Below are 13956 nucleotides of genomic sequence, written 5' to 3'. Positions count from 1 at the left end.
AAAGACCCTCACAGTTGTGTGAGGGTCTTTGTAAATCTATAATGATAAGTTAGCAATTGCTAATATTCAATTACTAGTATCTGTAGTATTCTGGTTTGTATGGACCAGCAACTTCAACACCAATGTAAGCTGCTTGCTCTTCACTTAATGTTTCAAGCTCAACACCTAATTTAGCAAGGTGTAACATAGCTACTTTCTCATCTAAGTGTTTTGGTAACATGTAAACTTCATTTTGGTAAGCTGCACTGTTTTTCCATAACTCAATTTGAGCCAAAGTTTGGTTTGTAAATGAGTTACTCATTACAAAACTTGGGTGACCTGTAGCACAACCAAGGTTTACCAAACGACCTTCAGCAAGTAAGATAATATCTTTACCGTCGATAGTGTATTTGTCTACTTGTGGTTTGATTTCTACTTTTGAAGCTCCGTGGTTGTTGTTTAACCATGCAACTGCAATTTCGTTATCAAAGTGCCCAATGTTACAAACGATCGTTTTATCTTTCATTTGCTCAAAGTGACTTCCTTTGATAATATCTTTATTTCCAGTTGTAGTAATGATGATATCAGCATTAGCAACAACAGTATCTAATTTCTTAACTTCAAAACCGTCCATTGCTGCTTGTAAAGCACAAATTGGGTCAATTTCAGTAACTGTAACGATAGAACCAGCACCTCTAAAAGAAGCTGCAGTACCTTTACCTACATCACCGTAACCACAAACGATAACTCTTTTACCTGCAAGCATGATGTCAGTTGCACGACGTACAGCATCTACTGCAGATTCTTTACAACCGTATTTGTTATCAAATTTAGACTTAGTAACTGAGTCATTAACATTGATAGCTGGCATTGGCAAAGTTCCCGCTTTCATTCTTTCGTACAATCTGTGAACTCCAGTAGTAGTTTCTTCAGACAATCCTTTGATTCCAGGAACCAATTCTGGGAAACGGTCAATAACCATATTTGTTAAATCTCCACCATCATCAAGAATCATGTTCAATGGTTTTTTGTCTTCACCAAAGAATAATGTTTGCTCAATACACCAGTCAAAATCAGCATCGTTCAAACCTTTCCAAGCGTAAACTTGAATTCCAGCAGCAGCAATTGCAGCGGCAGCTTGATCTTGAGTAGAGAAAATGTTACAAGATGACCAAGTAACTTCAGCACCAAGAGCAATCAAAGTCTCGATTAAAACTGCAGTTTGGATAGTCATGTGCAAACATCCTGCTATACGAGCCCCTTTAAGAGGTTGTTCGTCTTTGTACTCAGAACGAAGTGCCATTAAACCTGGCATTTCAGCTTCTGCCAATTCAATTTCTTTTCTTCCCCAGGCTGCTAGAGAGATATCTTTTACTTTGTAAGCCACAAAAGGCATAGTTGTAGTACTCATTTATAGTATATTTGTAATTGTAAAATTTTTAAGCAAATTTACGTAATAAGTTGTGATTTAAAAAGGATTCACAAATATTTATGAATTGTTTACAAGTCTAAGCTTTTCAAAATCAATAAAATAAAAATTAAAATAGCCTATTATTTTGGAGCTATTTCTGGCTGTTTGCTCTAATCTTATGCGGGTATAAAACTCGCTCCTACAAGTATTTATGCAGACTTAAAAGCTAGGAAAACCAGTAAAAACAAGAAAATGCCGTTATATAAAAACTTTTTTTTCGACTCTGAAACACAAATTCTTGTTTGGAAAATCACCGAAACCTATCAGGAGCTTTTTAGTGGGGTGGTTCTCAACATGAAAAACAGAGAACGCTTAAACGGAATGAAGTCTGAACTACACCAACGTGGTTTTTTGAGTGTTCGAAAATTACTGCAAGAAGCGGGTTATAACGACTTAGAATTATATTATGATGCATTTGGGAAGCCGCACCTCAAAGACGATAAAAATATATCGATTACACATTCACATGAATTCTCGGCGATAATCATCAGTAACCGCCCTGTTGGAATTGACGTAGAATTACACCGCGAAAAAATCATTCGAATAGCAGATAAATTTACTACAGCTGAAGTTGCATACCTAAATGAATTGGATGTGAAAAACTACATTCAGAAACTTACCGTTATTTGGGGAGCCAAAGAAGCGATCTTCAAAATTCAAAATGAAAAAGGAATTAGCTTTAAAGAACATATTTCTGTCCTCCAATTTGAATTAGATCAATTAAAAACGATTGCCAATCTGAATTTCGGGAACCTTCAGAAGAAATTTAATATTCATTTTGAAGCGATAGAAAATTTCACACTCGTATATGCATTCGAAAAAAGGTAAATAGTTTAATTTCTGAGCTGTTTAGCTTCGACTTTTAAACATAGCCATGTAAATGAAAGTTCCCATTTTTCTAGCCCTGCGTTTTAATATTTCAACATTTTCACCTTCAAAAAGTTCATCTAGCGTCTGCGCCCAATGGTTTAGCCAAATGCCAAATTCATTTGGACCAATCTTTCCTTCAAAATGGGCGTCTACTTTTACGTGAGCCTGCAATGGATCGGCTTTGTATTTCTTACCTCCAAAAAGATTCATCTCCCAAAAATCTGTTAGCTTTTCAAGATGCTCTTCCCAATCGGTTATCATTTCGTTGAAATAAAAATTGATTTCGTCATCAGCTCTAATTCTATCGTAAAATGTTCGTACAAGGATAGCAATATCTTCTCTATTGGTTATATCTTTTAATGTTGTCGTCATTTGATGTGAATTTAGGAATCTGTTATGTACAAAGATAGTTTTATATAAATCGGTACTATATGACTTTAATCATATAATAGAAATGCATTTAAAACAGCGATGCTTTACAATGGTTTGAATTATTTTTCGAAAAAAAACCTATACTTTTACAATCGTATGCGAAAAAACAACCTTATATACCAAGAGATTCTGAAATCTAAGGCTAATAATGTAAAGTTATTGGCCATTCTTTTGGATCCAGATAAAATTGTGTGGGCAACCTTGGATGCGCTGATAGATAAGATAAATCAATCACCTGCTACGCATATTTTTGTAGGTGGAAGTTTAGTGACTTCTGCAAGAATAGACGAATTAATCATTCGATTGAAACAAAAAATAAGTCTGCCGATCGTTTTATTCCCCGGCAATCCTAGTCAAATTTCACAAGAAGCAGACGGTATTTTATTTTTGTCTTTGCTCTCAGGACGTAATCCCGATTATTTGATAGAGCATCAAGTTAAAGCAGCTCCTTTGTTAAAAAAGACAAAGCTCGAAATTATTTCAACAGGTTATGTCTTAATCGAAAGTGGTTCTGTAACTGCTGTCGAGCGAGTAAGTCAAACCAAACCTTTACCTCGTGATGATAATGATCTGACTGTGGCTACGGCACTAGCTGGTGAAATGTTGGGGAATCGATTGATTTATCTAGAGGCGGGGAGTGGAGCGCAAAATGAGGTTCCGCAAGAAATGGTGCAATTGGTAGCGGATAATCTTGAAGTTCCTTTGATAGTAGGCGGCGGGATTAGCTCATTATCTGCAATTAAGCGTATGTATGACTCTGGTGCAGACCTAGTGGTAATAGGAACCGCCTTTGAGAGAAACAGTTTGTTTTTTGAACAGCTTCCTGAATTTGAAAATCATAAAATTTTATAATGATAGACTTTTTTTTAAACGCATATCAGAACACACCTCTGTATCAAATTATTCTAGAATTCATTGCCTTTGTGTGTGGTATATGGAGTGTTTTATTGGCCAGAAAAGAAAATATTTGGGTTTATCCAGTAGGTTTGGTAGCAACGGTAATAACCATGTATTTGCTTTTTATAGCAGGCTATCTTGGCGATATGTTGATCAATGCCTACTTCAGTATTATGAGTATTTACGGTTGGTATCGATGGTCGGGTAAAGGCGAGTCGGGAAAAGTATTGCCAATATCTAGGACCAATCAAAAAGAAAAATGGATTGGTTTATTACTGTTTTTTATCACTGCAATCGTAGTTTATGCGATTTATATCTTTTTCGAATATACTATTCATTGGGATAATTATGTTGACATTTTTACATCGGGATTGTTTTTTACCGGAATGTGGTTTATGGCCAATAAGAAGATTGAAAACTGGACACTATGGATCATTGGTGATGCAATTGCAGCTCCTTTGTACGGTTACCGAGGCTTAGGAATGTTGTCGTTGCAGTATGTCATATTTACCGCTTTGGCGGTTGTTGCATACCTGGAGTGGAAAAAAATGTTAAAAAAATAACCAGCTAATTTTGAATAAAGTAGTTTAAAACCTTAAATTTGACTTATCAGTTAAACAAGGAAATTCATATAAAATATACAAATTAATGAAAGAAGTAAATAATGATTTGGTTAAATTAGGTTTTTCAGATGCAGATATTGAGCAAATTGCTAGTCGCGGTATTTCATTAGATACAATTCAGAAACAATTGAATTTTTTTAAGAACGGTATTGCGAAAACAAATTTAGAAACTCCTGCTACCTTAGGTAAAGGGATTATTAATTTGTCTGATGCAGATTTTCACAGCCGCGCTTTGTACTTTGACGAAAATAAAAACAATCTTAAACTACTTAAATTTGTACCTGCTTCGGGCGCAGCGACAAGAATGTTTAAGTTCTTAAATACTTTTTTAAATAAATTTGACCTTGAGAAAGATTCGATAAATGCTTACGTAAACCGATACATGGCCTATGATCTTGCTATCTTCATTGTAGGAATGGATAAATTTCCTTTTTATGAAGAAGTGTACGCTAAATTAAAAGAGGTTTATCCTGATTTTAGTTCCTTTACTAGAGATAAAAAAAATTACTCTTTTATCAAGATGCTATTGGACCCAGAATATTTTGATTATGCCAATAAGCCTAAGGGTATTTTACCTTTTCATGTATATCTAAATAATATTGCGACACCAATCGAAGAGCATTTGTATGAGTGTGGTTATTATTCAAGTGTAAAGGGAGTTTCTAATCTTCACTTTACAGTTTCAGAAGCACATAAAATGCATTTTGAAAAGATTATAAATACAGTAAAACCTTTGGTTGAAAATGAAACAGAGACTTCGGTAGCTGTATCTTATTCTTTTCAAAATAAAAGCACCGATACGATTGCTGTTGATATGGATGATAATCCTTTTAGAAATGATGCAGGAGAAATCGTGTTTAGACCAGGTGGACACGGTGCCTTGATTGATAATCTTAATCAATTTGATGCAGATATGATCTTTATCAAAAATATTGATAATGTCATCCTTCATAATAATGAAAACGTTGCACTGTATAAAAAAGCTTTAGCTGGAATTTTGCTGGAAGTACAGCAAGGTGTTTATGGGTTTTTGAATCTAATCGAAAATGAGCAATTAACAGAAAATCATATTCCTGAAATTATTACCTTCTTTAAAGAAAAACTGAATCGTGAAATGGATCCTAATTTTGATTCTTTCACATTTAAGAATCAGGTAAAATCAATTAAGAAAGCTCTAGACAGACCGATACGCGTCTGCGGAATGGTGAAGAATGAAGGAGAAGCTGGTGGTGGTCCTTTTTGGGTTCGAAATAATAACAATGAAATTTCGCTACAAATTGTAGAAGAAAGTCAAGTTGATACTACAAGTCGCAGACAGTCAAAACTTTTACAAGAGGCAACACACTTTAATCCTGTAGATTTGGTTTGTGTAATCAAGAACTTTAAGGGAGAGAAATTTGATTTAAACGAATTTGTGGATCACAATAGTGGTTTTATAGTAGAAAAAAATATTGGTGGTAAACCGATTAAAGCATACGAGTTACCAGGATTATGGAATGGTGCAATGGCAGAATGGTTGACCATCTTTGTACAAGTACCACTGGTTACTTTTAATCCAGTTAAAACGGTAAATGATTTGCTAAAAGAGGCGCATCAAAGACCATAAGAAAAATGGAAGTTCAAAAATTAGTAGCAGAGTTACAGTTCAAAGCGGTTAGGAGTAGCGGTGCTGGTGGTCAAAATGTAAATAAAGTTTCTTCAAAAGTAATTTTAACATTTGACTTAGGTCAGTCCCAAGCGCTCTCAGAAAGGGAAAAAAATCTTTTGCAATTGAAATTACAATCGAGATTGACTGCCGAGAATATATTGATGCTGCAATGTGATGAAGATCGTTCTCAGATTAAAAATAAAAGTATTGTAATCAAACGCTTTTTGAAAATGATGGAACAAGGACTGATCGTTCCCAAAATTCGGAAGGCGACAAAAATACCAAAGTCGGCCATTCGAAAACGAATAAAAGATAAGAAAAGCACATCTGAGATTAAGAAGACAAGAAAAACGCCAGAGCATTAATACTCTGGCGTTTTTGCTTTTGTTTATTTTTTTATTGTGAAATAATTAGGAATAAAAAACTTTAAGACTGTTTCTTTTTTTACCTTTGCCTCGTCTCAAAGGGGTGCTTTAGTTTTATAATAACATTTAAAACGACAGGCTGAGATTATACCCAACGAACCTGGACGAGTAATGTTGTCAAGGGAAATTTTCTTCCGCCTATTCTTATAGCGGAAGGAGCAGTATGAAAAAAATCAATTAACAATTGAATAATTGCCCCTTTTATTCGTGAACTATTTACGAATGAATGCTACTTTAAGTTTTTCAAGCCAAATTGGCAAAAAAACACAAAACAGATCAATCTTGTTTTCTGTTTCCTTTTCTCTTTTCTCATTTCTTTCTTACGCACAAGTAAAAGACACGACTAATCTAAATAAATTAGATGAAGTTTTAATCTCGGCTGTACGTGCCAATTCAAAGACACCTGTAAGTTTCACCAACTTAGACAAGAAGGAAATTGCACCACGTAATTTAGGACAAGATATTCCGATGTTGATGAATTTTATGCCCTCTGTAGTAACTACTACAGATGCTGGAAACGGTGTGGGATATACCGGAATTAGAGTTCGTGGTAGTGACGCTACTCGTGTCAATGTAACTATCAATGGAATTCCGTATAACGATTCTGAGAGTCACGGTACATTTTGGGTAAATATGCCCGATTTTGCATCTTCTGTTCAAAGCTTGCAATTACAACGTGGAGTTGGTACCTCTACTAATGGGGCGGGAGCTTTTGGTGCCAGTTTGAATATGCTGACCGATAATTATGCTCAACAAAGCAATGGCGAAATATCCAATTCTTTTGGAAGTTTTAATACGCATAAGCATACTGTGAAATTCAGTTCAGGTTTAATGAATGACCATTTTGAATTAGCAGGGCGTTTATCTACTTTGAAATCAGATGGATATGTAGATAGAGCTAGTTCTGATTTGAAGTCCTACTTTTTGCAAGGAACTTATATTGGTAAAACTACCTTTATTAAAGCATTGGTTTTTGGAGGAACAGAAAGAACGTACCAATCTTGGAACGGGGTAGATGCAGCAACATTAGCTAGTGATAGAACCTATAATTCTGTAGGTGAGAAATTCGACAGTGCTGGTAATTTAGAAGGGTTTTACAACGATCAAGTAGACAATTACCAACAAGATCATGCACAGCTGCATTGGAATGAAAAAGTGTCTGAGTATTGGGATACAAATCTAGCCTTTCATTACACAAAAGGTAAAGGTTATTATGAGGAGTTTGTAGATGATTATAAGTACACAAATATTTATTATGAAGAGGATGCTCAATATTCTTTTTTAGGATTAGACCCAATAACAGTTGATGGTAATATAATAAGTTCGACCGATTACAGCAGAAGAAAATGGCTAGATAATGATTTTTATGGTACCACATTTTCTGCTAATTATAAAAAGGAAAAATTAGATGTTGTTCTTGGTGGAGGTATAAATCGCTATGAAGGTTCGCATTATACAGAACTTTTATGGATGCAATACCCTTCAAATAGTCAATACGGTGATTTAAGAGATGTAAATGAATCGACAAAAAACGACGCCAACTTTTTTGCTAAAGCAAATTATCAAGTAGCCGAAAAGCTCAATATTTATGGAGATCTTCAGTTGCGTAATGTGCAATACAAAGCCAATAGTGTAGATACTGGACTTGTAAATGATAATTTCAACTTTTTTAACCCAAAGGCAGGTTTAAATTTTGATTTAAATAATAATAATGCCCTTTACTTCTCTTACGCTCGAGCAAATCGCGAACCAAATCGTTCCGATTATAAAGGAGGAAGTGTGAAACCTGAGAAATTAAATGATTTCGAATTAGGATGGAGATATAGAACTGCTGCAACTGCCGTAAGTGTTAACGGATATTACATGAGGTATATTGATCAGCTTGTCTTGACCGGTGAATTGGATAATGTTGGGAATCCTATTCGAACAAATATTGGTAAAAGTTACCGTCTGGGATTAGAAATTGATGCCAATTTTCAATTAAATAAAAAGTGGAGCATTCGACCAAACCTTACTTTGAGTGATAACAAAAATGTTGATTTTGCTTTGGAGAACAGTGACGGTACGGTAACTCCTCTAGGGAATACAGATATTGCGTTTTCTCCTAAATTGATTGCTGCTAATAGTTTATCCTATACTCCAATTGCAAATTTACAATTGAATTTACTTTCCAAATTTGTGGGAAGTCAATATTTAAATAATATAGAAGATACGCAGGGAGAGTTAGCAGATTACTTTGTAAACGACTTGAATGTAAGTTATACTATTTTTCCAAAATCAGTTTTCAAATCAATTGTTATCAATGGTTTGCTTAATAACTTCTTAGATCGTTCTTATATTTCGAACGGAGCAGATTACGGTGGAGGTTATGTATATTATTATCCGCAAGCTGGAATAAACTTTTTGGTGGGGATGACTTTAAAGTTTTAAGTTCCCAATCGAATACAAAAAACGGCCTGAATTTATTTCAGGCCGTTTTTTTTAATTATAAACTCGTATTTGATTTCCGTTAAATTCAACATTGTATTGAACTAATGGATATTTTAAAGTGCTCAATCCCGAAAATAAACTGTACTCTTCTTCTTCGCAAGAGCACACGAGGTTAATACCTTTTAGTTTTAAAGTAGAGCAAGCAGTTAGTGATTGATTTGGGCAGGCGGCATCAAACGCATTGTATCCGCTGCCGGTATTAAATACATAAACACCTCTTACACCATGATTTGGGTAATAAATGGCATTGCTCGGATATTTTAAATCATTATTGGATACCAAATCGGTATTGATCACCAAATTTATGGAGTATGATGTTGGTATATAGGGATTGTTGTTGGTAATTCCGTTAGTACTACAACTTGTTGTAAATGCAATAAAGAGTAGTAAAGAAAGTAATTTTTTCATCTGTAATTTTTTGGTCTTTGTTCTATTAATAACTCCTCTAATGAGAATTCATTGTGGACTTATGCTAGTTTGTTGTAACAGTAATGTTGGTCTTATGAAGTCAATTATAAAATGCTCATCATTCACCTTTGAAAATGTTGTGACTTTTAGCGAAACAAATTTAAATTAATTAACTTTGAATTAGATATGATTCACATATAATTTTACACTAAGAAAAATAATACTATCTTTGTGGAAAGAAATCCCGTCCTGATGGGATTTTTTCTATTTATATAAACGACACAATTATGAGCGCTATATCTTATTATACAGCAGAAGGGTTAAAAAAATTAAGAGAAGAGTTAGATTACTTGAAGTCTGTAATGCGTCCGAAAGCATCGGCTGACATTGCTGAAGCTCGAGATAAAGGCGACTTGTCTGAAAATGCAGAATACGACGCAGCCAAAGAAGCACAAGGAATGCTAGAAATGCGTATTGCTAAGTTGGAAGAAGTTCATTCTAATGCTCGTTTGATTGATGAAACAAACTTGGATTTATCTAAAGTATTGGTTTTATCGAAAGTAAAAATAAAAAACCAAGCTAACGGAATGGAGATGAACTACACTCTAGTAGCAGAAAGTGAAGCCGATTTGAAAACAGGAAAAATTTCTGTAACCTCTCCAATAGGAAAAGGGTTATTGGGTAAATCTGTTGGTGATGTTGCTGAAATTACTGTACCAAGTGGTACTATAAAATTTGAAATTGTCGAAATTTCAAGAGAATAGATTATTATTAAATCAATTGTCTGTAAAGGATTTATACTAATTAAAAAATCAAAAAAATGAGTTCTATTTTTTCTAAAATTATAAAAGGGGAGATACCTAGTTATAAAATAGTCGAAGACGATAATTATTTTGCTTTTTTGGATATTAATCCCAATGCCAAAGGGCACACTTTATGTATTCCCAAGGTTGAAGTTGATCGAATTTTTGATTTAGACGAAGAAGTATATATGGGATTAATGCAGTTTTCTAGAAAGGTAGCAGTAGCTATTGAGAAAACGATTCCTTGTAATAGAGTAGGTTTATCTGTAATCGGACTCGAAGTGCCTCACGCTCATGTGCACCTGATACCTATAGAGAGCATGGACGATATGCGATTTATTTCGAAAGTAAAAATGACCAAAGAAGAATTTGAAGATTTGGCAGAAGCTATTCGTTCTAATTTATAAGGTTAAGAGATGAAACGTTCATTTTTACTTATTGTTTCTTATGGTGCTTTCAGTCAGTCACTAGCAGGGTATGATCCGGTAGACAAGAAAATGGCTGTGATTCCGCAAGATTTTACTACTACAACGGCAAAAATAGCCACTTATATTGATGCAAATTTTAAAACGGACGAAGATAAACTTCGAGCCGTTTTTTATTGGACTGCAACCAATATCGATTATGATGTAAAAAACATGATGGCCGATAACAGTTCAGAGTCAAAAGCTTACAAAGTTTCCAATACTTTAAAAACACACAAAGGAGTTTGTATTCATTACGCTGAGGTTTTCAGCGCAATTGCAAACGACTTGAAAATTAAGAATTTTATCATTGATGGATTTGTAAAGTCTCAAGGTAAAGTAAGCCCCATAGCACACGCTTGGTGCGCAATACAAATTGGAGGGCAATGGTTTTTAATGGATCCTACCTGGGGAGCTGGTGGAGTACAGAATGGCAAATATGTAAAAAGGCTAAACAATAGTTACTTCAAAGTTGCGCCGACTCAGATGGCAAAGTCCCACCTTCCTTTTGATTATTTGTGGCAATTTTTACCTCAACCATTAACTTTTGACAACTTTATATCGGGTAAAGTACCTACAGTTGCAACTAAGGAGAAATTTGACTTTGAGCAGGAAATTATTCGATACGAATCATTGGCAGAAGCAGATCGTTTGTTTGAAACTGTCAAACGTATTGAGAGTAATGGTTATAAACTACCCGTAGTTACTAGCTACTTAGATATTATAAGAAAAAATTCTATAGCAGCAAGACAAAACACTGGTATTGATAAAATGAACAGCCTGGTAGCCGAGTACAATCAAGCCATTGTTTATCTGAATGATTTAATAATGTATCGAAATAAAAAATTTAGCCCGACTATGCCGGATGAAAATTTAGATAGCATGGGGCGATTGCCTAAAGAAAAATTGGCGCACTGCCAAGAAATGATGTACACTATCGGTGACGTTGGATCTATAAATAATGAAGCATTGTCTCGATTAAAAAGTCAAATTAACGATGCTTATCGAAGTAGTGAAGAGCAATATCAATTTGTACAAGATTATTTAAAAAAATCAAAAGTAGGTAGAAAGTTATTATTTGCCAAAGGCTCCTTTTTGCAAACAAAAGGGTATTAAGCAGTGGTTTTAAAGCTAATTTGAATTGTGGTACCTACACCAACCTCAGATTTCAGCACTTTAATCTTTCCTTTGTGGTATTCTTCCACAATCCTTTTAGTTAATGATAACCCAAGTCCCCAACCTCTTTTTTTAGTAGTAAATCCTGGCTCAAAAATTGTTTTAAACTGACTTTTTTGAATACCAGTTCCAGAATCAGAGACGTTAATTCTCAAGAAACCTTTTTCTTCTTCAATGTGTAAGGTTAATTTCCCCCTACCTTTCATCGCATCAATCGCATTTTTTACTAGATTTTCGACAGTCCAGCTGTGCAAAGTCGGATTGATTGCTAGAATTATTTCTTTGTCTGGAGCTTCAAAATTAAATTCAATTTGTTTAGAAAAACGAGATTGTAGGTAAGTATAGGCTTGATAAGTTTCTTCAATAATATTTTTATTTTCTAAGGTAGGAACAGATCCCACTTTAGAAAAACGTTCTGTAATCGTTTGCAATCGCTGAATGTCTTTTTCGATTTCGATCGTAATGCTTTCGTCGACATCATCCGCCTTTAATATTTCGACCCAACCAATTAAGGAGGATAACGGTGTTCCTATCTGGTGCGCTGTTTCCTTTGCCATACCCGCCCATAGTTTATTTTGGGTGGCCACTTTGGTGCTTTTGTAAAAATTGAAAACAAGCAAACCAAATAAAAAGATAATAAGTAGTAAAGCAATCGGATAATATTTTAAATTATTCAGTAACGCCGAGTTACCGTAGTAAAGTTTTTGAAAATGTCCCGATACATATTCAATTACGATAGGATCATTTTCAGTTTTTAGACGTTCTAAAATTTTGCGTGTTTCGGCACTATTTAGACCTAAGTTCTCATCAATATTGACAGTATTGATAATTTTATTTTTTTCGGTTAGAATGATAGGGATTGAGGAGTTGTTGCTTAAAATTTCAAGAGGTAAATTTACATCTGTTTTTTCGTCTGCATTAATCAGCGTTTTTTGAGCATTAGCCCAAAGATTCATTTTAATACGTTCTTCATTTTTAAAGGTCTGAAAAAAGGTGTAGGTATTCCAAAGTATTAAGGAAACGATTAAGAAAGAGATGAAAATAATTACCCAGCGAGTTGTATTTCTTTTATCAGAAAACTGCATACTTGAATTTTAAAGGTATAAATATAGTAAAATATACTTTGGAAATTTATATTGCAAGTAGCGGTTTAAACTTTTCAGCAATTGTAGAGTCCTAAGTAGAAGTGTAACGTTATTTTTAGATCAAAATTGTATCTCACTTTGGTCCTAAGTCTGATTTTAAAGTGATTCGCGATTTACAAAGTTATAGCGTAAATAACTAGGAGGCGGATAATTATTTACTAGTAATAATTAATTATTGCATCTTTTTACACTACTATAGAATGCCATAAATAAAAATATTAATGAAAGAATCTATTGCTGTTTACACTAAAATACCGAATGTAAGTGACATTAAAATTGAACCGTTTGATGTTAATAAACGATACACAAAGCCACACCGTCATAATAAATATGTTGAGTTGGTTTATTTTAAAGCAGGCTCAGGTTATCACTACATGGATTCAACAGCTTACGAAATTAAGCCGCCGGTTCTATTTGTGATAAATAACAGCGATGTGCATCACTGGGAAATTGATAGTCTGCCTGAAGGTTTTGTAATTATTGTCAAAGAAGGTTTTTTGGATAAAATTACAGACAAACACATCAATCAACAATTATTCCGATTAAAAAAAGAGAGATTAATCAACATTCAAGCCGATCAAACTATTGATAAATTATTTGAACTTATGTGTTTTGAGATGAAACAATCATCTATTCAAAAAGAAGTAATAGAAGGTAGTTTAAAAGCCTTGTTTGCTAAAATTATTGGTTATTCAAATCGTGTAGAACGTTTGAGTACTACAGATAAAGCGATGCATTTTGAAGAGCTTTTAAAACAAGAATTGCGCAATGATGTCTCTTTCTATGCAGATCTATTAAACCTTAATACGCAACAATTAAATGCCTTGTGCAAAAAAAGTTTTTCAAAAACAGCATCACAGTTGATTGCAATGCATATTATACAAGAGGCAAAACGACAATTGCTTTACACCGATCTTACAATTTCTGAAGTTGGTTACAGTCTTGATTTCAAAGATGTTTCTCATTTCGTCAAATACTTCAAACGCCACACTGGGAGAACGCCGCTCAATTTCAAACTCGGAATTTAATGTTTTTTGAAATGTATAAATCTTACGGAAATTGTTAAAATTCGTTAAAAGTTTTTTTATAACCAAGCAGTTGCTTAGTTTTGCATCAGATTTAAAA

14 protein-coding genes are annotated in these 13956 nt (G+C 34.1%); 10 read left to right on the top strand and 4 right to left on the bottom strand.

Annotated elements, in window-relative coordinates; all coding sequences use genetic code 11:
• Nucleotides 1–73: 73 nt before the first annotated feature.
• Nucleotides 74–1390: an adenosylhomocysteinase gene (gene ahcY / locus LXH21_RS03875; RefSeq protein WP_239862896.1), complete on the bottom strand. Its 1317-nt coding sequence runs from the start codon at nt 1388–1390 to the stop codon at nt 74–76.
• Nucleotides 1391–1642: 252 nt separating this feature from the next.
• Between ahcY and LXH21_RS03870 the strand changes: the two genes are divergently transcribed.
• Nucleotides 1643–2278, top strand: coding sequence for a 4'-phosphopantetheinyl transferase family protein (locus LXH21_RS03870; RefSeq protein ID WP_239862895.1), 636 nt, complete (start codon nt 1643–1645; stop codon nt 2276–2278).
• Between the two features lie 21 nt (nt 2279–2299).
• Here the strand turns inward: LXH21_RS03870 and LXH21_RS03865 are convergent, their stop codons facing one another.
• Nucleotides 2300–2692 (bottom strand): group III truncated hemoglobin, encoded by a 393-nt coding sequence (locus LXH21_RS03865; protein ID WP_239862894.1) that lies wholly within the window; start codon nt 2690–2692, stop codon nt 2300–2302.
• 156 nt (nt 2693–2848) lie between these two features.
• Here LXH21_RS03865 and LXH21_RS03860 point away from each other — a divergent pair, with 156 nt between their 5' ends.
• The 5 genes from LXH21_RS03860 to LXH21_RS03840 all read left to right on the top strand — a co-directional run bounded on the left by LXH21_RS03860 (nt 2849) and on the right by LXH21_RS03840 (nt 8775).
• Entirely contained in the window at nt 2849–3604 is a 756-nt protein-coding gene (locus LXH21_RS03860) for a geranylgeranylglyceryl/heptaprenylglyceryl phosphate synthase (RefSeq protein WP_239862893.1), read from the top strand.
• Nucleotides 3604–4212 carry a nicotinamide riboside transporter PnuC gene (gene pnuC, locus LXH21_RS03855; RefSeq protein ID WP_239862892.1) on the top strand — a complete coding sequence of 203 codons (609 nt, stop codon included), beginning with the start codon at nt 3604–3606 and terminating at the stop codon, nt 4210–4212. Before LXH21_RS03860 ends, pnuC begins: the two co-directional genes overlap by 1 nt.
• An 85-nt stretch (nt 4213–4297) precedes the next feature.
• Nucleotides 4298–5878, top strand: a complete 1581-nt coding sequence (locus LXH21_RS03850; protein WP_239862891.1) for a DUF4301 family protein — start codon at nt 4298–4300, stop codon at nt 5876–5878.
• A 5-nt stretch (nt 5879–5883) separates the two neighbouring features.
• On the top strand, nt 5884–6285 hold the full coding sequence (gene arfB, locus LXH21_RS03845) for an alternative ribosome rescue aminoacyl-tRNA hydrolase ArfB (protein WP_239862890.1): 402 nt from the start codon (nt 5884–5886) through the stop codon (nt 6283–6285).
• 282 nt (nt 6286–6567) lie between these two features.
• Nucleotides 6568–8775, top strand: coding sequence for a TonB-dependent receptor (locus LXH21_RS03840; protein ID WP_239862889.1), 2208 nt, complete (start codon nt 6568–6570; stop codon nt 8773–8775).
• 51 nt (nt 8776–8826) lie between these two features.
• On the opposite strand, the gene LXH21_RS03835 is transcribed toward LXH21_RS03840, so the two are convergent.
• Nucleotides 8827–9243, bottom strand: a complete 417-nt coding sequence (locus LXH21_RS03835) for a Rieske (2Fe-2S) protein (RefSeq protein WP_239862888.1) — start codon at nt 9241–9243, stop codon at nt 8827–8829.
• A gap of 287 nt (nt 9244–9530) precedes the next feature.
• On the opposite strand from LXH21_RS03835, the gene greA reads away from it, so the two are divergent.
• From greA to LXH21_RS03820, 3 genes are read left to right on the top strand one after another with little or no spacing between them, the layout of a single operon-like run.
• The gene (gene greA / locus LXH21_RS03830) at nt 9531–10007 is read left to right on the top strand and encodes a transcription elongation factor GreA (protein ID WP_239862887.1); all 477 of its coding nucleotides are present in this window, start codon (nt 9531–9533) and stop codon (nt 10005–10007) included.
• A 56-nt stretch (nt 10008–10063) separates the two neighbouring features.
• A complete protein-coding gene (locus tag LXH21_RS03825) occupies nt 10064–10453 on the top strand; it encodes an HIT family protein (RefSeq protein WP_239862886.1) in 390 nt (129 codons plus the stop codon).
• A 9-nt stretch (nt 10454–10462) separates the two neighbouring features.
• A complete protein-coding gene (locus LXH21_RS03820) occupies nt 10463–11626 on the top strand; it encodes a transglutaminase domain-containing protein (protein WP_239862885.1) in 1164 nt (387 codons plus the stop codon).
• Here LXH21_RS03820 and LXH21_RS03815 read toward each other — a convergent pair.
• Nucleotides 11623–12771 (bottom strand): sensor histidine kinase, encoded by a 1149-nt coding sequence (locus LXH21_RS03815; protein ID WP_239862884.1) that lies wholly within the window; start codon nt 12769–12771, stop codon nt 11623–11625. The genes LXH21_RS03820 and LXH21_RS03815 overlap by 4 nt on opposite strands.
• A 281-nt stretch (nt 12772–13052) precedes the next feature.
• Here LXH21_RS03815 and LXH21_RS03810 point away from each other — a divergent pair, with 281 nt between their 5' ends.
• A complete protein-coding gene (locus LXH21_RS03810) occupies nt 13053–13859 on the top strand; it encodes an AraC family transcriptional regulator (RefSeq protein ID WP_239862883.1) in 807 nt (268 codons plus the stop codon).
• The last annotated feature ends 97 nt before the right edge of the window (nt 13860–13956 follow it).

The sequence above is a fragment of the Flavobacterium algicola genome (assembly GCF_022399565.1).
GTDB lineage: Bacteria > Bacteroidota > Bacteroidia > Flavobacteriales > Flavobacteriaceae > Flavobacterium > Flavobacterium algicola.
The sequence above is the reverse complement of the archived record's forward strand: the minus strand, read 5'-3'. Positions and strand labels throughout refer to the sequence as shown.

Coding starts and splice junctions, on each gene's coding strand:
- ahcY (WP_239862896.1), bottom strand. CDS start 1,390: ATGAGTACTACAACTATGCCTTTTGTGGCTTACAAAGTAAAAGATATC.
- LXH21_RS03870 (WP_239862895.1), top strand. CDS start 1,643: ATGCCGTTATATAAAAACTTTTTTTTCGACTCTGAAACACAAATTCTT.
- LXH21_RS03865 (WP_239862894.1), bottom strand. CDS start 2,692: ATGACGACAACATTAAAAGATATAACCAATAGAGAAGATATTGCTATC.
- LXH21_RS03860 (WP_239862893.1), top strand. CDS start 2,849: ATGCGAAAAAACAACCTTATATACCAAGAGATTCTGAAATCTAAGGCT.
- pnuC (WP_239862892.1), top strand. CDS start 3,604: ATGATAGACTTTTTTTTAAACGCATATCAGAACACACCTCTGTATCAA.
- LXH21_RS03850 (WP_239862891.1), top strand. CDS start 4,298: ATGAAAGAAGTAAATAATGATTTGGTTAAATTAGGTTTTTCAGATGCA.
- arfB (WP_239862890.1), top strand. CDS start 5,884: ATGGAAGTTCAAAAATTAGTAGCAGAGTTACAGTTCAAAGCGGTTAGG.
- LXH21_RS03840 (WP_239862889.1), top strand. CDS start 6,568: ATGAATGCTACTTTAAGTTTTTCAAGCCAAATTGGCAAAAAAACACAA.
- LXH21_RS03835 (WP_239862888.1), bottom strand. CDS start 9,243: ATGAAAAAATTACTTTCTTTACTACTCTTTATTGCATTTACAACAAGT.
- greA (WP_239862887.1), top strand. CDS start 9,531: ATGAGCGCTATATCTTATTATACAGCAGAAGGGTTAAAAAAATTAAGA.
- LXH21_RS03825 (WP_239862886.1), top strand. CDS start 10,064: ATGAGTTCTATTTTTTCTAAAATTATAAAAGGGGAGATACCTAGTTAT.
- LXH21_RS03820 (WP_239862885.1), top strand. CDS start 10,463: ATGAAACGTTCATTTTTACTTATTGTTTCTTATGGTGCTTTCAGTCAG.
- LXH21_RS03815 (WP_239862884.1), bottom strand. CDS start 12,771: ATGCAGTTTTCTGATAAAAGAAATACAACTCGCTGGGTAATTATTTTC.
- LXH21_RS03810 (WP_239862883.1), top strand. CDS start 13,053: ATGAAAGAATCTATTGCTGTTTACACTAAAATACCGAATGTAAGTGAC.